Genomic DNA, 16317 nt, shown 5'->3' with positions numbered 1-16317 from the left:
ATTTGTAACTAGTTCTTAGTTGTCATGACTTCGACGTTAGATCTGGCCTCTGCCATACTCCCATTAAAAGGAGTTTCAGCAGTGTAGTAAATTTTGTAACTTCCATTAGCGATAGTATTTGTTCTAAACCCTAAACGCATATGTTCTACCACCTGATCAGTCACTCTTTTTACGATCACTTTTCCAGTTGAGTCTTCAATAATAAAAGTCACTCGTTGAGGAATAACCGGTGCTGCTTTCACATCAATATCAAATTCAATTCTTCCTTTCTGTGGTTTTTTAAGATCAACACCACGGACACCGGCAAAAGAAATCGTTGTTTGCGGTTCATGGTTTACAACTAAAAACTCTCTGACTTGAGATTTTTTATCACCACTCTTTGCATACACTTCATAACGGCCGTCTTTTAATTTTTGAGTATCAATCGTCATCCCACACTCTTGTGTAGATGTTCCCTGGCAAGACACAACATTCATCGTATCTGTATCTCCAGCAATCACCACTTCACTGGCAGCAGGTTTTGCTAATTTAACCTGGATCGTTTCTGTTCCACTTACATACTGATGGTCTGTTGGGTTCGCAATTGAGATATAGTTATCTTCCGGAGTTGTCTGGTAGGCCCATGTGCTGTCTCCAATCCCCGATTTATCATCGTAAGAAACGCGGATGAATCCGTTTTCTCCCCAATCCGGGCCCCAGCTGTTTCTGACAATCCAGTAGCGTCCTTCATCGTTGAATCCCACTAGAGAAACGGCGTGGCCACCAACTCGTTTGTTGCTTACTGATTTATAAACACCAGAGCTATAAACCATGAAGTCTTCATAAACTGTAAGTGTTGTAACCAGCGGCCCTTTTTTAAGTGCCTCTTTTACTTTTGAAGAAACTCCACCGCCACCACTTGGTGAATTGAAGTTGGCGATTCTGTATGTTCTTTCTGTTTGGTTCTGGCAGAAGTTCTTTTTACATTGAACGTCTTCACCAGTTGATCCCGATGCATAAGGTGCACATGAAGAGTCTACGACTCCTTTATTCTTTAAAAAACTTGCTGCTGAACTTGGAAACCATCCCATATCACAAGCTCCACCACCGCAGTTGAAAAGCTGCTGAGGTGAAAATGTTGGAGTCAACCATGGTAGTGTTGAATTAATTCTGTACTGAGCTTCTAAAGTGGCCACTGATGCGAAGGCCACGCAAGAGCCACAATTCCCTTGATCCATCACTGAACCAAGCCAATTGACTCCTTCAACATTTCTCCAGTCCCATGCCTCCAGTGCTCTGGTCCTGTCTTCATATAGACCATTTCCTTCCGGAAGATCCTTTGATCCTAAAAGCCTTTTGATTTCAAAATCGCTTAAGCGAGAAATTCTATTCTCACGGGCAATCCATCCGCCTTTGTTTTTTTGAATAAGAGAGTTGATCGAGTTAACTGAGATGCTAGAAGCTTGAGCAGAGACATTTAACGCTAATACTGCGAGGACAATCCATTTTTTCATATTCATTCCTTGATAAAGAAAATGGGAGAGAAATTTACATTCTCTAATTCCGCGCCTGTCGCGAGTCTTTCGCAACGGAAATGTTGTAACATGTTCTTACTTTGAAATAATTAGGAGTACTGAAGAAATTCTAGACGAGTTTATTATCCGGCCCAAAAATCCACTTGTGTTGCTGACCAATCACGCGGAAGTGACCACCGTTTTCTTCGTTCCAGTTTAGAACATTAATAAAACGATCAAGAGGAAATTCTTCTTTTGTGTTGTAACAAGGAGTCAGTACCCATGGAAAGTTAAGCGAACTCTCAGTCCCTGAAAGACCTTTGAATGCATCCATGACTGAATCGAAATCAGTGCGGTCAGAAATAACAGCTTTTAACTGAAACTTATTTTTGTACTGAGTGTTCATCTTCTGAATATTTTTAAGCGGAGTGCGCACACCAGTCGATGGCGTCTTATAATCAAAACTAATGTAATCAACTAAATCAAAGATCTCATCCACGACTCTTGTTCCGGCCGCTTCGATATTGATGAAGTACCCTCTTTCTTTAAGCGCTTTAACTAACGCTAAAACGTGAGGCACGTGACTTGGGTGAAGTGGATCTCCCCCAGTAATAGAAACGTTCTTAATAGACCCGTTATGGCCTTCAGAATGAACGCGATCCAGGATCTCTTCAACATCAATCCCCATCTCTTTATCGAATTCCCACGTGTCTTTTGAATCGCAGTTAATGCAACCAACAGAGCAGCCTTGGTAGCGCACGAAGATTTGCGGACGTCCAACAAAGACGCCTTCCCCTTCGGTGGCACGGTAAATAGAATTTATGAGGTGATTTCCTTTCATGTAATCGCATTTTTTACAGGGATGCCGTGGAAGCGTCAAACTCCAAAGGTTAAACAGGTAGATTTTTCAGTATTTTTGCTCAAAAAAGGTGATAAAATGGTCTTATGAATGAAAATTACCAACGAATATACTTGGATACTATCGAGAAACTCAAAAACGGTCAGAGACCACAGATTAAGCTCACGCCTGAGCTTTTAGCTGAATTGAAGCAGGAATGGGCCCGTGCCCTCGCCAATGGCACTGACAAAGTTCTTCAAAATGAAACGCTAAAAAAGATTTTGTGCATTCTGGATAATTCACAAACAACCACCAGCGAATTGAATGAACTCTTCTTTAAGACACTCAAAGAAATTAAAGACCATGAAATGATCGTCTATGCTCTTTCTGCTTCACAAAAGCACGTGATCGCTGACGGATTAAAAAACGGAACAATGATCTCGATGGAGTATTTTGAAATACTAAAGAATCTCCTAATGAGTAAAAATCCTGAAGTCAAAGAATGGACTCTTAGAACAATTGAAACGATGGGGCCGCTTAGTCTTAGACTAAAAAAAGAAGTGCTGGCCGCAAAACCAGGTCTTATGAAAATTTTTAATCAACACCAAAAAGCGAGTTCGCAGTTGATTGATTATTTAGAAAAAGAATGGAAGAGAATGTTAGGGTAATAAATCATGGTTAAAAATTATAACGAAGAAGAAGTCAGAAAATTTTTACAAAAAAACCACGATCCTCAATCTCAATTGGAAAAATTAGCTACGTACAAAAATGCTGCGAACCTGCAACTTTTCGAGACGGATTATCACGAAACTCACCAGGTAAATGTCATTCCAGATAAAAATGTTGCACCTGCTGCGTTTATTCCAGATAAACTCGATCCAAAAAAATTTCGCGCTCACCCTGTGACAATCCGAGCAATGAGAAAAGATCTATTTATGGGTGGAGAAGACTTTGTTGACCTAGAGCACATCATAACTTGCGCGTCATGCAAGACCGACGTTGATATACAATTCTGGCACTTCTGCCCTTACTGCGAAGCCTCTTTTCCCAATGGTATTAAGTAAAACTTAATGATTGTATTAGTAAGATGTTAAGCTTTGTTAGATTTTAATAATTTACTAGATTAGTCGCGCATCTGTATTGTCAATTTCCAGAAACACAATATTAATTGTTCTTTAGAATGTTTGCCACTGCTTTAATCATTGAGGATAAATGCAGTATTTTTCAGGAGTAAGAATGAAAAGAGAGAATGCTTATCTGTCAGACAAACAAATCGGAATTTTGAAAGAAAAGTTACTAGCGGACAAAGAGCGTATTTCGAACAAAAAAATGGAACACGAGCAATACCAACTGGACAGAAATGAACTTTCTGATCCTTTAGATGAAGCAAGTGTTAACACACAAACTTCTCACGATATTCGTTTCATTAATCGTGAAAACTTCTATTTAAAGAAGGTTAATAAATCGCTTGAAGCAATGACTCGTGGAACTTACGGTCTATGCGAAGAATGTGATGGAGAAATCGGATTTGAAAGACTAAGTGCTCGCCTGACAGCTGAACTTTGCATCGCTTGCAAAGAAGAAGCGGAAATGGCAGAGAACAACAATTTCTTTGATAAAAAATCAAAGTCATTGGGAAGAGCTCTTCACGATACTATTCGTTAATTTAATTTAAGTTAAAATTTGAATTGAAAATAAAAAGGCCTGCAAGCAATTGCGGGCCTTTTTTATTTTAGAGAAGCTGCTTCACCGACAGGATGCTGATAGAGATTGAGTTCAATGTATCGAAGATCCACTTGTTTCTTCAATTCACTCATCGCTTCGACTTCCTTACCATGAAACTGTGGTTGTAACGTTACCTTCAACGTCGTCCCACTAATAGTGCTCACCGATTTTACTATCGATGTAAAATGTTCTGATTGAAGGAGTTCTTTTTGATCCAGAGTCTTCACTCCGACAATCAACTCTCCCCACTTATATCCATCACAAATATCTCCGTCTGAACTATTAGCTTCAAGACCGCCAAGAGATCTCATGACTAATTTTCCTTTCACAAACTTCACCCACAAACAAACTGGTTTGTGATCAAGTTCTGTTTTCACAACTAAACTAGAACCGTATCCACCACAATGAAGTGATAAATCATTAGTTAGAGTTTTCTTTTTCTTTGATGGATTTAATAAATCTGAAACCTGCTCTTCTATATCGTCGCGAGAAATAAAAAGTGATTCACGGTCATTAAAGCTCGCAATTTTTAAGAACTCCCCTTGCTCATACCAACACGCCCCTTCAGAGAGTGTCTGCACGTTCGCATCTTCGGCCATCGCCACACTGGAAAATGCCAGTGAGAGCGATATTGAGAGCATGAATTTATAAAAACGGGATAATCCCATTGATACAGTCCTTCATAAGGTTTACTTTAGTAGTCCTATCGGATATTGAAAAAATAAGTTTACTTTTTTACTCTGATATTAATTTTTAAGGGTTTAGGGCATAATAGAGATATGAGAGAGCTGATTTATATAGTGGTCGAGTCCTTTTACCAGAAGGCCATCAATGATGTGCTTCTAGGCTATCATTTTGCCCGTTTTAGAGACCCTGAATACCTGGCCTCTCACTTAGAGCGTATTACGACTTTTTGGGAAATGCAGCTTACTGGGAAGGTTACAAGGCCTCTGGAAGGCAAGCAGTTTCAACTTCTCTTCACTCACCTTCAATTAGGGATTAAACGCGGCGAGCTTGGCCGCTGGATTGTTTTATTTCATAAGACTTTGGATGAATTGGAAGAGCAGTTTAAAACTCAGGCCGAAGCCTCCGAATTGGCCGAAATTCAGCTTATCACTGCTGAATGGAAGAAGAGAATTGCGTTTTTTGAAGAGCGCTTTAAATCACATCCTATGATGTTTAAAAGTCCTTCTTAATAAATTCTAAAAGTTTTAATCCATCAACTTTCGGGATTCCATAGGCCGGATCATTGTCAGGAAATTTTTCAAAATCACCAGTCGCCTTAAATCCACGACGTTCATAAAATGCAATCAATTCAGGTCTGACATTTAAAACTGTAATTTTCATTTCAGTAAAAGATTCTTTTTTTGCGATGTCGACGACGTGAGAAATCATCGTCTTCCCTAGCCCTTTGCCTTGGTATTGTGGTGATGTTGTCAGCATTCCAAAATAAAGACGCTCAGTCCCTTCTCTATTAATGTACACACAACCGATCAGATTATTTACTTCATCAAAGGCCATCTCGATTTGCGCCTTCGGAGTCTTTAACATAGATAAAATAAGCTCAGGAGTTGTTCTTGTTCCGCCAATGTAATCAGCTTCAGTGGTCCAGCCTTGTTTGGAGTCTTCTCCACGGTAGGCCGAATTAACAAGTTCAGAAATTTTTTGGGAGTCTTCTGGATGAGCAGTCTTGAATGTAATGCTCGCTATATCTTTAGTGTCCGCCGCCACCGCCGCCGCCTTCATGATGTTCCATTGGAGGAATGTTAACTGGTTTTCTCTGAGTTCTGCGCTTTGGATTGACCGCATGGAATCTCGAGATCACTAGATCTTCTAATATCGGTTCCCCTTCAACTTTATCAAAAAGCCAATTGCGAGAGTAATACTGGTTTAATCTTAGTGCTTCGTCTTTTGCTTGTTTTTCAGTTTCAAAAGCAATCGCTGCAAAACTTAATCTTTCATAAATCATCGCCTTTGAGTTAACTCGGTCAACTCCAGGAGAATAGTCAGAATAGTTAATGGCATTAGCGCTGTTTTTGTCGGGAGTCGCACTAGTTGTGTTTATGATCGTATCGAATTCTTCCTGCGTGTATAAAACCACCGGAGCTACTTCTTTTTTCGAGCAGCCCAGGGTGATTAGTAAACTTAGAGTAAGAATTAAAACTTTAACCATAAACTATCTTCTAGTTGCCTTTTTTGGTCTAGGAGCACTCTTGAAAGTATCAGGTGCTCTCTTTTTAGTGTTCGTGTTTGATTTAGGGTTTGTTCTAGCGTTTGGCTTAGCATTCCCTTTTGAGTAAGGCTTAGCTGATTTATCTGTTCTTCCGTCTGTATTACGAGTCGGCTTCTTAGTAGCTTTAAGCTCTTCTCTCTTATATCTTGGAGTCGAAGTGCTCTTAACAACTTTAACACCTTTTCTTTCAGTTTTCTTTCTTGGGTTCACTTTTTCTTTAAGTGTATCAAGCTGCTTTTTCTTTTTATCAAGTTTCGTTTCAATCGTTTTTGCTTTGATTGCTTTTACAGCAGAGAATTTCTTCTCATCAAAAGAAGTTAATCTGATCGCCGTTTGATTTTTAATCGCTTCGTTGATTCTTGCGATAATGTTTACGTCTTTTGGTGTCACAAGGTTGTAAGCAAACCCTTCAGTTTGTCTTCTACCAACACGTCCACAACGGTGGATGTAATACACAGCTTCGAACGGTAGATCGAAGTTCATAACCCAAACCAGGTCATCAATATCCATTCCGCGAGCAGTGATATCTGTAGAAATTAAAATCCCACCTTCTTTTAAGAATGAATCGTAAGCTTTCTTACGAGCTTTCGCTTCCATCTCTCCGTGAAGAGCGTGGAACTTCATCTTAGGGAACTTAGCAGGTAAATCAGCAAATAAGCTGTTAACTGTATCGTGCTTGTTAACGAAGATAATTCCGTTTCCTTTCGCCTGACCTTTGATGAAGGCTTCAGTCATTTGGATTTTTTCTTCGTCTTTTAAGTAGATGTTGTATGTACGAACTGCTTGAGTCAGTTTGTTTTTGTCTTCGCTGTTGTAGCTTGCGAAATCAATAGCGTTGAAAATAGTTTTACAGAATTCATCCAGAGACTCTGAGTGAGTTGCTGAGAATAATCCAACGTGAACTAAACTAGCGTCACATGATCCGTAGATGTTTTCTAAGTCTTTTCTAAATCCCATTTCTAAAAGCTGATCAGCTTCATCCATGATGATGTAGTTTGTTTCTTTAAGATTGATCTCTTTTCTTCTAAGCGCTGAACTTAAACGTCCTGGCGTTGCGATAAGAATATCAAAAGTGTCGCGAGCTAGAAGATGGTTAGTCTTAGCTGCTTCACCACCAGCAAGCATACGAACGCGAAGTTTCACATGGTGGCCGATTGATTTGAAAACTTTGTGAAGTTGAAGTGCAAGCTCTCTTGTTGGAGCAAGAACAACAGCACGTGGTTTACCGAATTGTTTTTTAGGATCGCCTACTGGTCTATCCATTTCAGAGTTTTTTAGAAGCTCCATAATCGGAAGTGCGAAGGCGTATGTTTTTCCTGAACCAGTTTTAGCGATTACGTTAACAGACTTACCTGTTAAGAAATCTGGAATAACTAAAGATTGGATTGTTGTCGCTTCTTTAATTTTTTGTTCTGCTAAAAAAGCAAGGACTGAAGGGTGAGATAAGATTTTGTCAAAGTTCATAGTGGTCTCATGAGGTAAGCTAGTAATAATTAATTATTGCTAGCCTACCACGAGAGATATGCTATTAAAAGAAAATGCGGAAATCTAAACTATGGATAGCTGTAAGCTTAACATCGTCAACTTCGGCCTTAAGTGGCTTTTTAAGCGAGTATTCTAGCTGCATTAGCCATAATTTCACTCTTGGGCTGATAGTTAAGTATTGTTTATCGACCATTCCGCGTAGTTGAAGCCCCATTCTGTCTCCCCACACGTAAGCTCCGACCATTGTCCCCAGGTATGCGCCATCCCCAAAACCGTATCCCGATCTCTTATGCACACCAACGAAAGGCTGGATTGAGAACGCGTTTGCTCTAAAAGTCGCGTCTGCATGGAGTCTCATTAAAGGGTCATATCCGTAAGTATGCTCTTTTGAGCCTTCTTTTGCGTCGCTTAGCTTAGTTAATTTTAACTCTTCCACACTTCCGAAGATGCTGTAGTTTGTGTTTCTGTACCCTAAACGGTAGTCCGCTTGAAGAGTCATTTCAGTGTTCATCTTTTTTGGAGAATCAATTGAATCCCCTTTAGCGATCTGAGTTCCAGTTACGAATTGGTAAAGATCGGCCCTTCCCATTCCGTATAGGTTGAAGTTACCAAAGAAGTGTTCGCCGTAAGTATAGTCGTTAAAAAAACCAACTTTCGCGTCTGCCTTTGCAAGAAGAGTCATTGTTGGATTTGTATTATCCGGGATTTTATATTTCCCATCTTCTAAACTTGTACAATAAATATTTGGAGCAGAGTTTGTGTCCGGGAATTTAGCAAGACATAAAGTTTTTAAGTCTGCATTAGCGTTCGCTACAAGATCAATAGTTAAAATAAAGCTTTGAAGTTCTGCTGGAACTTGATCACGGAATAGGTCAATTAAGTCTTGATTCGTTAATTTTTGATTTCTAATACCAATATTCGCTCCAACATCCACAAGTGCTCTGAAATTTGGTTTGAATTTTACGTCCCAGGCCGAGAAAGATGGCAGTGGAAATCCCAATCCAAGATTGATTTTTACAGTCTGCTCAGTCTTATCGTATTTTGTTAGAACGCGGTTAGCCTCTGCTAACTTAGCATTATCATCGCCCTGATACTTAGACGCCTTACTAACATCATCAATAACTTCCGTAAGGTTTTTGTTCATGGCCGCAGACACATCAAAGAAGAAATCATGTCCGATAGGTCTTAACATCGCTTCCGTTTTCATTTTATCGTCGATAATTTTGTATCTTTCAACAACGTCATAAGCATGCGCTGAAGAAAATACGAGTAAAGAACCTAGTGCAAGAGCTCTCGTTGATTTCATTTTTCAATCTTCCTTGATTTTCGAAGTAAATTTCCTATTACACCTATCTTATTAAAGGGTAAAAAATTGTAAAGAGCATTATGCCCGAGGGATGCCGTACACTTTATCTTTTGATTGCAAGACCCCGAGAATTTTTCAATAATGTTATCAGAATGAATCAATCAACAAATCAATACCGCTTAGATGTACGCCTAGAAAACCAGACTCCGATGAAAATCGATGTGGTCGACTCCATAACTGCGGGTATGGACCCCAGAAATGATTTGGTACTCTTAGGGAATAAAATAAAAAATCGCCACTTGGTTTTCGAGAAAAAAGGGGAAAATCTTGCTCTCCATTATCTCGGAAATACCAATCAAACCTTCCTGAATTCCCTACCGCTGGAAGAAAACAAGACCTATCTTTTGGAACCTGGAGACAAAATTCAGTTAACTGGTGCAGAGATCATTATCAGAAGTGAGTTGGTTCACGTCCATGAAACTCAAAAAATAAAGCCAGTGATCTTTAATTCAATGAGCGAACTCACACCTGAAGCAGAAAAAGACAGCATCCTATACAAAGACAATCCAACCGGCTCAATGAAAAGGCAAATTCACGTTCGCCCCAATATCGTTGAGAAAATGGATCGAGGATCACTTCTCTCTTTATGGGTCATCAAGCTCTACACTCTTGTCGTTGATGCTTTTATCACTTATTTAATTTTAGTTGTAGGCCTGCCTTTAGTTTTTGCTGACAGCTTTGCTCTTAGCATTTTTAATTATTTTTCTTCATTGGTATTTCCTCATAATACTCATTCATTTTTTAGTTTTTTCGTCGCTTGGTATCTCTTAAGTTTTGCTCAGACATTAGTGTTCGGAACAACTTTCGGTCAATCAATTTTAGGATTAAGAAACAATCCGGATAACACTTTTGGAAAACTCCTGTTCTTCAGAATGAAAACTTTTGTTTATTCACTTTTTCTTCTTCCTGCTCAAAACTCAGTGAAAAACACTCTGCTTTTTAAAGGTATTAGAAAAGTTGGAATCATCATCATTTTACTTTTCATTTTGATTGCACCTTTTTTACTTCCCTCACCTTACAACTCAAATTTAACTCTAGTCACTAACGACCAGCGAGGCCTAAAAGAGCTTCATACAAGAACGATCATGAGTTACTCAAAAGATTTAAACGTAAGCCTCTCAGCAGAGCTTCCTTTCAGGTATTATCTCTTACCGACAGTCGTGAATGCGACAAAGAGAGCTTTTCAATTAATCGATTTAAAGGCCGGCGAATCGCTCATTGTTGAAGAGGTTGATGACATCAGCTATGAAAGTCTTGAAGAGCAACTTGAGTACGGGAATCCTCTTTACAGCACTCTTCATAAATCCCCTCTCCTTGATTCGACATTAAAAGAAAAGAAGGCCTTGGTTGAAAGTGTACTTCTACTCTCTCCAATCAATTTAAAAGAAAGTGCTAAGGCCCTAGGCCCATTTTTTGGAAGTGGTGTTCTCGTAAAAGAATCTTTGATGAACAGTAACCTTAAAAACGATATGGTTTTAAAAACCTACTTACCGGAAACTCCAGTTCTATTTTTAAGCAGCACTCAACAAGATTTCTTTTATCTCTTCGGCCCTGAACGCATGAGACGCTTTGTAGCTGATTCTATTCATCGTGGTTCTCTGGTTACTGTCTTCGAGCAGTCTGTTTTTACTAAACTCATCCAAGACAACAATCCTCTGAAGCCTAACAACCAAAACGTAACCTTGCTTGAAGCACAGGATGCATTTTTACACGGTGATGAACAAACCTTTTTGACTTATTACGTCGGCATTGCTAATAGTCTCTCTAACGTTAAGATAATACACGCCGAAGTTGACCTGACTGATAAAGCGAAGCTCGCTGTCATAAGAAATATAGAAGCGGTTCAAAAGTTTATAAAAAACAAAAATGTTTATAAATCTTTTAACGACATTAAAAACCAACTCGCGCCAATGGAAAAACCTGGAGAGAAACGATGAGTGACCGCATTCAAGACCAAGTCAAAGAACATTTTCAATTTAAACTAGACCACGTTGATAAAAATTGTAAGGCCCGCGCCGGAACGATTACAACTCCACATGGTGTTATTGAAACTCCCGTATTCATGCCTGTAGGAACTCACGGAGCGATTAAAGCGCTTCAACCAAAAGTTCTTGAAGAAATGGATACAAAAATTATTCTTTCAAACACGTACCACCTTCACATGACACCAGGTTCAGACCTGATCAAAAAAGCTGGTGGACTACATAAGTTCATGAACTGGCCTCGCCCGATTCTTACTGACTCAGGTGGATTCCAGGTTTTCTCACTACAGAAAAAAAGCATCAAAGAAGAAGGAGCAGAATTCGCCGATCAAAAAGGTAAAAAAATTCTTCTATCTCCTGAGACATCAATCACGATCCAACAAAACCTTGGATCAGATATCATGATGGCCTTCGATGAATGTATCCCTTACCCAGCAACTCGCGAGTACACAAAAACGTCAATGGACCGTACTCACAGATGGCTTGACCGTTGTATCGAAACTTGGACGAACCCAAAGCAAGCGCTTTTCGGAATCATCCAAGGATCAACATATAATGACCTTCGTAAAGAATGTATTGATGAACTAGTGAAGCGCGACCTTCCAGGTTACGCGATCGGTGGTGTATCAGTTGGTGAAGGTGCTGAGTGGATGGAGAAGATTGTTTCTTACGCTGCTCCGTTAATGCCAGAGAACAAACCTCGTTACGCGATGGGGATTGGTAATCCGGAAGACCTTTTCATGTTATGGGAAAATGGAATTGATATGAGTGACTGTATCATTCCAACTAAGTTTGCTCGTGGTGGGACGCTGTTCACTTCACGTGGGAAGATTAGAATTCGCCATAGAAATTATAGACGTGATTTTTATCCTATTGATCACTCTTGTCCTTGTTATACTTGTACGAACTTTACTCGTGCTTATTTGAAACATTTATTTGATTCGAATGAGATTTTGGGGCAGGTTCTTGCGACTACGCATAATATTCAATTTTATAAAGGTTTAGCTGAAGGAGCGCGTAAGGCGATTCTTGAAGATAGATTCTTGGATTATAAGAAAGAGTTTTTTGCTAATTATCAGAAAGATGATTCGAGTGATGATACGGGTGGGGAGGATTAGTCCTCGCCCACTTTCTTTCTTAGAACTTATTTTAAATATTAATTACAAAAATTTTGAATACATTGTGAAAATTTCTTTTCTTTCACAATTTTCTTATCGCATTTTATCTTGATGAGATTTTAGATAGTTTTCATAATGCGATTGAAATTCCTGTATTCCCAATATCCATAATTTTCCGTAAAAATGCTTCCAAGATACCTTTATTGCTTCATCAAATATAAAAAAGTGTATTGGTGATTTATTACATTTCCTTATTAATCTTTAGAATTTTTCATACTTACATTTAGGTTGAAATAACTGTACGTTTTCACTAAAGCAAGCTCTTCTTTTTAAACCGATACCTGGAAAATCCACATAGGTTGCTTTAGATGCACATTGTTTTTCATAAATAGTTTCAGCTAATTTTAAACAATCTCCAACTAAAACAGTATCGAGTTTAGCTCTCACCATTATATCTTGCATCGAAAACATCTGAGAAAATGCTGTAAATACTAACTTCTTGTAAAGCTCACCTACGGCATTAGTCTCTGTTTGAATTTTTCTCTCTAAAATACTTTCAGTTTCACCAATTATTTTAACGAGATCAGGGTGGCCACTAGACTTTGCTTTCATTAGTGCAGCATAGTCTTCATTAACAATCTGACTATTTTCTTTTTCTTTAGAAGACATATTTTCTAAGCTCTTCGCTTCAACTTTAAATGTACAGTAGGTCCGTAATTTTTCTCTATTTGTCACTATTGAAGTATCTAGTTCTTTATCTGCACTTTTCAGTTCTTCAATCATCTCCCATCTTTGTTCAAAGTCTTTTAAATCCATGAGGTTTTCCTGAATTAAACTCACAACAATGGTGTATTTGGGTAATTCGTCTAAAGTTACAAAAGATAATGTGCATAAATTATTATTATGAATTTTTTGATATAGATCTTTATCCAAATTAGTATTTTTATTTTTTACAAAATTACTAAGTGAATCTTTAAGATTTCCTGATGCTTTTATAAAATTCAAATCGCTAGTAAGTTTTTTAAGTTCTTCACTAAAGTCTGCGGCATATGTATTGACACTAAGCAACAAGGCAAAACCTAATAATTCATTTTTCATAAAACTTTCCACATCAAAGATTAATTAACATACATTTATTTTGTGTACAGGCAGATTTTGGTGGTGGCACATACAAAACACTTCGTGCCGAAGTTTGCCATGGTGGCGTCCCTTGATCATCACATTTAAATCCTATTTTATTGGCAAATTTCCAAATTTGATTTTGCCCTTCAGGAATATTCTTATTAAAACTTAAATAAATTGGCTTAATATTATTCGTTGTGTACGAGAAGACGATACAATCTTCATTGGAGTTACAAGTATCCATTGAATTAAGCTTAACAAATGAACTTATTTCGTTTTTAAAGTCATTATATTCGCATTTCGTAACGACTTCTCGACAATAATTCGAAACGCAATCCATCTGTATAGATGAAGGAAATTTTTTATCACATTTACTAATAGTACCTTCTAGTAATTTCAGCTGAGATTGCATTGAATTCTTATTGACTGGAACATTGGAAAAACAATCTTTTTGAATATAGTTGCAATCTTCCTTCACGTTGCATTGAAGATAGCATGAATCAGTAATGAACTTTAACTGTGCAAAATGTTCAGTTGATAAATTAAATGTACCAAATGAAAAAGATGAACAACCATTATTCTCAACACGAGTCAAAGAACTAATGTTTTCAGCAATCTTTTTTATACATGGAGACTTACTGTTCTCAAGGCTCAAATAACTTTTTTGTTTTGTAGAAACTGAATAATATTTTATAACCTGAATACCTGTGTAGCATTTAATTTTAGTATCGCCTTCTGAATTCAATACTTTTATTAACTCTTCTTGATTTTGGCTTATTAAATTTTTAGTTAAGAACGAAGGTGCAAATGAATATGAATCAAATGAATCATTTACTTTTATATCTGTACTGCTGATTATTGGTATAACATTTTTCTTGTAAAAATCTGGACTCTTTTCAAGCCATGTTCCCAAATTAAGAGGCGGCCGGACCTGGATTCCTTTTAAAAAGATATTATTAATGTAAAACAGGGCCTCTTCTTCATTCCATTTAATAGAAGATTTAGAAGTATAGATAGGTTTCAGAATATGCTCTGGAAGCACATTGAGAAACTTGATTTCTCCATTAAACCTCATCAAGAATCCATACCACTCTCCATCAACAGCATTAGAAAATATTTCTTTGTTTATGACTGGACTATAAGAAAAAAACTTAATCAAATAGGATAATGTTTTATTATAGACATCGGGATATAACTCCTTAAATGTTAAATTACCATTTGTTAAAGTAACTGGTGTTTTTATAAGATGAACAGTCGCACAGTAAACTTTATCGTCATTATTTTTTTTAGCTATTTGCTCTTCAGCATAGGCCAATGCGATAAGAGTCTTATAGGATGAATCTGTTGGCTCTACTTTCACGATTGGGATCATTTTATCAAGATCACTTAACTCTATTACACATTTTTGATCTTTCTTAAAGTGTGGATAAATGTAGTTCTTAGGCTTGTTATCAATAGGTAAATTGATGACCTGTCCCCCGAAATTAGGTACAGGTTCATTTGCTACTTTCACACTGCACGATGTACTTTTTCTTATGCATTTATTAGCAATACATTTAGCTTCAAAACAAACCCTCTCTGCACTATACCACTGACCTCGACTAACACATCCCATCTCATAAAACTGCTCTAAGTATTTTTTTAAGACAGGAGTATAATTTTTATTAACGGCATATGCATCATTACAGACATTGGCCTCTTCGCATTCTTCATCTTTATTGCATGAAAAACCACAACTAATAACTTTGTTAAGATTTTTTGAATTCGATTCCAATAATAGTTTTGCACAGTCATTGGCAAATAAATTTGTAACAAATCCTAAGAAAAAGATTGCAATAATTTTTTTTGATTTCATGATAGTAGTATATTGATTTTAAAAAATTACGATAGGAATAAGTTAAAAAGTTGGAAAAAATGTGTAAAAATATCAAATTCTTGAGAATGTCTTTAGTTTGTATGTTAACTCTCTTCATATCAGAGGCAACCGCAAACTCTATGACACTCGATCAAAGAATACAAAGATCACAAGAAAACTTTGAAAAGACTTCGCGTGAATTATCACTAATGCGGTCTGAAATTCAACATCGTATCAGTCAAAAAACAAAAGAAAAAGAAGCTGCAAACAAATTTGCTGATGACAGAAATAAAGTTGGAAAAGAAGTAGTCGCACAGCAAAGGCTTTTAATCGTAGAGAATTTCTCTTCAGGAGGAACGTTTTTAGATAACGAAATGAACAATCTTACAAGAAAAGAAAGCAATCGCTTATTCATTAAAGAATTTGATATATTTAGCAGAAAATTATTTTCCATTTCAAATGATTTACCAGCTAATTTTAAGATAGCGACTAAATTTAACACTATTGAAGCTGGCGCAAAATTCAAAATTGTTGATTTTCTCATCCCTGAAAATCAAAGAAATCAATTTTATGTTTTAAAAGATGGTTCTAATAAAGAATACGAAATTACTGCTACAAAATTTCAAGAATACTTTGAAATTAAGCCTTTAGTTAAAGATGAAGATTATCTTGTAGCAAAGTATTTAAAGAAGACGACCCCCGAAATGCTCAAATCCAACCAGGGAATAAAAGCATTATTTTGTGCCTTAGTAAGAGATTACAGAAAGAAAAAAACTGAGAGAAAAAACGAAGGTCTGATAATTAAGAATTTAGAATTAGATGATGCTAAAATCAAAGAATATATTTTAACGACAAAAGAATTTACTGTTAATTCTTTTAATAGTTTTAAACCAGCTTATGATTTTTCATATGATGAGCCCTTAATTATCATCGACGAAAATCTTTCTAAAAAATTATGTTTTGGAACGTATTTCAAAGATAAAAATTCATTCATCGGAGCGTTTTACTTTATGCCGGCAATGATTGAAGGAAATTGGAAGTTTTAAATAAAGTATCACTTAGTAAAAAAACCGGGTTAAAATAAAAATGGAGAGGGTTAG

Annotated in this window: 16 protein-coding genes; 7 read left to right on the top strand and 9 right to left on the bottom strand. The window is 37.1% G+C overall.

The annotated features are described in order from the left end of the window. Nucleotides 1–8: 8 nt before the first annotated feature. Complete coding sequence (locus SHI21_RS17210; protein ID WP_323578177.1) at nt 9–1493, bottom strand: C1 family peptidase; 1485 nt, start codon at nt 1491–1493, stop codon at nt 9–11. 130 nt (nt 1494–1623) lie between these two features. After that, nucleotides 1624–2334, bottom strand: coding sequence for a 7-carboxy-7-deazaguanine synthase QueE (locus tag SHI21_RS17205; RefSeq protein WP_323578175.1), 711 nt, complete (start codon nt 2332–2334; stop codon nt 1624–1626). A gap of 104 nt (nt 2335–2438) precedes the next feature. Here SHI21_RS17205 and SHI21_RS17200 point away from each other — a divergent pair, with 104 nt between their 5' ends. From SHI21_RS17200 to SHI21_RS17190, 3 genes are all read left to right on the top strand, one after another. Beyond that, complete coding sequence (locus tag SHI21_RS17200) at nt 2439–2999, top strand: hypothetical protein (protein WP_323578173.1); 561 nt, start codon at nt 2439–2441, stop codon at nt 2997–2999. A gap of 6 nt (nt 3000–3005) precedes the next feature. Then, nucleotides 3006–3395: a hypothetical protein gene (locus SHI21_RS17195; protein ID WP_323578172.1), complete on the top strand. Its 390-nt coding sequence runs from the start codon at nt 3006–3008 to the stop codon at nt 3393–3395. Between the two features lie 172 nt (nt 3396–3567). Next, entirely contained in the window at nt 3568–3996 is a 429-nt protein-coding gene (locus SHI21_RS17190; RefSeq protein WP_323578171.1) for a TraR/DksA family transcriptional regulator, read from the top strand. Between the two features lie 62 nt (nt 3997–4058). On the opposite strand, the gene SHI21_RS17185 is transcribed toward SHI21_RS17190, so the two are convergent. Next, nucleotides 4059–4724: a hypothetical protein gene (locus SHI21_RS17185; protein ID WP_323578169.1), complete on the bottom strand. Its 666-nt coding sequence runs from the start codon at nt 4722–4724 to the stop codon at nt 4059–4061. 111 nt (nt 4725–4835) lie between these two features. On the opposite strand from SHI21_RS17185, the gene SHI21_RS17180 reads away from it, so the two are divergent. Further along, complete coding sequence (locus SHI21_RS17180) at nt 4836–5252, top strand: globin family protein (RefSeq protein WP_323578168.1); 417 nt, start codon at nt 4836–4838, stop codon at nt 5250–5252. On the opposite strand, the gene SHI21_RS17175 is transcribed toward SHI21_RS17180, so the two are convergent. From SHI21_RS17175 to SHI21_RS17160, 4 genes are all read right to left on the bottom strand, one after another. Continuing rightward, nucleotides 5236–5802, bottom strand: a complete 567-nt coding sequence (locus SHI21_RS17175; protein WP_323578167.1) for a GNAT family N-acetyltransferase — start codon at nt 5800–5802, stop codon at nt 5236–5238. The two genes, SHI21_RS17180 and SHI21_RS17175, sit on opposite strands and share 17 nt — an antisense overlap. Beyond that, on the bottom strand, nt 5771–6229 hold the full coding sequence (locus tag SHI21_RS17170; protein ID WP_323578165.1) for a hypothetical protein: 459 nt from the start codon (nt 6227–6229) through the stop codon (nt 5771–5773). The genes SHI21_RS17175 and SHI21_RS17170 overlap by 32 nt, the downstream gene beginning before the upstream one ends. A 3-nt stretch (nt 6230–6232) precedes the next feature. Continuing rightward, the gene (locus SHI21_RS17165) at nt 6233–7753 is read right to left on the bottom strand and encodes a DEAD/DEAH box helicase (RefSeq protein WP_323578164.1); all 1521 of its coding nucleotides are present in this window, start codon (nt 7751–7753) and stop codon (nt 6233–6235) included. A gap of 64 nt (nt 7754–7817) precedes the next feature. After that, entirely contained in the window at nt 7818–9080 is a 1263-nt protein-coding gene (locus SHI21_RS17160; RefSeq protein ID WP_323578162.1) for a hypothetical protein, read from the bottom strand. Nucleotides 9081–9232: 152 nt separating this feature from the next. On the opposite strand from SHI21_RS17160, the gene SHI21_RS17155 reads away from it, so the two are divergent. Both SHI21_RS17155 and tgt read left to right on the top strand, forming a co-directional pair. Next, complete coding sequence (locus SHI21_RS17155; RefSeq protein ID WP_323578161.1) at nt 9233–11077, top strand: FHA domain-containing protein; 1845 nt, start codon at nt 9233–9235, stop codon at nt 11075–11077. After that, nucleotides 11074–12240 (top strand): tRNA guanosine(34) transglycosylase Tgt, encoded by a 1167-nt coding sequence (tgt, locus tag SHI21_RS17150; protein ID WP_323578160.1) that lies wholly within the window; start codon nt 11074–11076, stop codon nt 12238–12240. Before SHI21_RS17155 ends, tgt begins: the two co-directional genes overlap by 4 nt. Nucleotides 12241–12501: 261 nt before the next feature. On the opposite strand, the gene SHI21_RS17145 is transcribed toward tgt, so the two are convergent. Together SHI21_RS17145 and SHI21_RS17140 are read right to left on the bottom strand one after the other, a co-directional pair. Further along, entirely contained in the window at nt 12502–13338 is an 837-nt protein-coding gene (locus SHI21_RS17145) for a hypothetical protein (RefSeq protein WP_323578159.1), read from the bottom strand. Between the two features lie 13 nt (nt 13339–13351). Beyond that, nucleotides 13352–15217 carry a hypothetical protein gene (locus tag SHI21_RS17140; protein ID WP_323578158.1) on the bottom strand — a complete coding sequence of 622 codons (1866 nt, stop codon included), beginning with the start codon at nt 15215–15217 and terminating at the stop codon, nt 13352–13354. 140 nt (nt 15218–15357) lie between these two features. On the opposite strand from SHI21_RS17140, the gene SHI21_RS17135 reads away from it, so the two are divergent. After that, nucleotides 15358–16263 (top strand): hypothetical protein, encoded by a 906-nt coding sequence (locus SHI21_RS17135; protein WP_323578157.1) that lies wholly within the window; start codon nt 15358–15360, stop codon nt 16261–16263. Nucleotides 16264–16317: the final 54 nt, after the last annotated feature.

Origin of the sequence: Bacteriovorax sp. PP10 (assembly GCF_035013165.1) — a bacterium.
GTDB classification, from domain to species: Bacteria; Bdellovibrionota; Bacteriovoracia; order Bacteriovoracales; family Bacteriovoracaceae; genus Bacteriovorax; species Bacteriovorax antarcticus.
Note: the sequence above shows the minus strand (reverse complement) of the source record. Positions and strands in the feature narration are given on the sequence as shown.

What these genes read in the sequence shown, in the direction of transcription:
- SHI21_RS17145 (WP_323578159.1), bottom strand. Translation starts at nt 13,338, where the DNA reads ATGAAAAATGAATTATTAGGTTTTGCCTTGTTGCTTAGTGTCAATACA.
- SHI21_RS17180 (WP_323578168.1), top strand. Translation starts at nt 4,836, where the DNA reads ATGAGAGAGCTGATTTATATAGTGGTCGAGTCCTTTTACCAGAAGGCC.
- SHI21_RS17195 (WP_323578172.1), top strand. Translation starts at nt 3,006, where the DNA reads ATGGTTAAAAATTATAACGAAGAAGAAGTCAGAAAATTTTTACAAAAA.
- SHI21_RS17175 (WP_323578167.1), bottom strand. Translation starts at nt 5,802, where the DNA reads ATGAAGGCGGCGGCGGTGGCGGCGGACACTAAAGATATAGCGAGCATT.
- SHI21_RS17205 (WP_323578175.1), bottom strand. Translation starts at nt 2,334, where the DNA reads ATGAAAGGAAATCACCTCATAAATTCTATTTACCGTGCCACCGAAGGG.
- SHI21_RS17155 (WP_323578161.1), top strand. Translation starts at nt 9,233, where the DNA reads ATGAATCAATCAACAAATCAATACCGCTTAGATGTACGCCTAGAAAAC.
- SHI21_RS17200 (WP_323578173.1), top strand. Translation starts at nt 2,439, where the DNA reads ATGAATGAAAATTACCAACGAATATACTTGGATACTATCGAGAAACTC.
- SHI21_RS17190 (WP_323578171.1), top strand. Translation starts at nt 3,568, where the DNA reads ATGAAAAGAGAGAATGCTTATCTGTCAGACAAACAAATCGGAATTTTG.
- SHI21_RS17160 (WP_323578162.1), bottom strand. Translation starts at nt 9,080, where the DNA reads ATGAAATCAACGAGAGCTCTTGCACTAGGTTCTTTACTCGTATTTTCT.
- SHI21_RS17210 (WP_323578177.1), bottom strand. Translation starts at nt 1,493, where the DNA reads ATGAAAAAATGGATTGTCCTCGCAGTATTAGCGTTAAATGTCTCTGCT.
- SHI21_RS17170 (WP_323578165.1), bottom strand. Translation starts at nt 6,229, where the DNA reads ATGGTTAAAGTTTTAATTCTTACTCTAAGTTTACTAATCACCCTGGGC.
- SHI21_RS17135 (WP_323578157.1), top strand. Translation starts at nt 15,358, where the DNA reads ATGACACTCGATCAAAGAATACAAAGATCACAAGAAAACTTTGAAAAG.
- SHI21_RS17185 (WP_323578169.1), bottom strand. Translation starts at nt 4,724, where the DNA reads ATGGGATTATCCCGTTTTTATAAATTCATGCTCTCAATATCGCTCTCA.
- tgt (WP_323578160.1), top strand. Translation starts at nt 11,074, where the DNA reads ATGAGTGACCGCATTCAAGACCAAGTCAAAGAACATTTTCAATTTAAA.
- SHI21_RS17140 (WP_323578158.1), bottom strand. Translation starts at nt 15,217, where the DNA reads ATGAAATCAAAAAAAATTATTGCAATCTTTTTCTTAGGATTTGTTACA.
- SHI21_RS17165 (WP_323578164.1), bottom strand. Translation starts at nt 7,753, where the DNA reads ATGAACTTTGACAAAATCTTATCTCACCCTTCAGTCCTTGCTTTTTTA.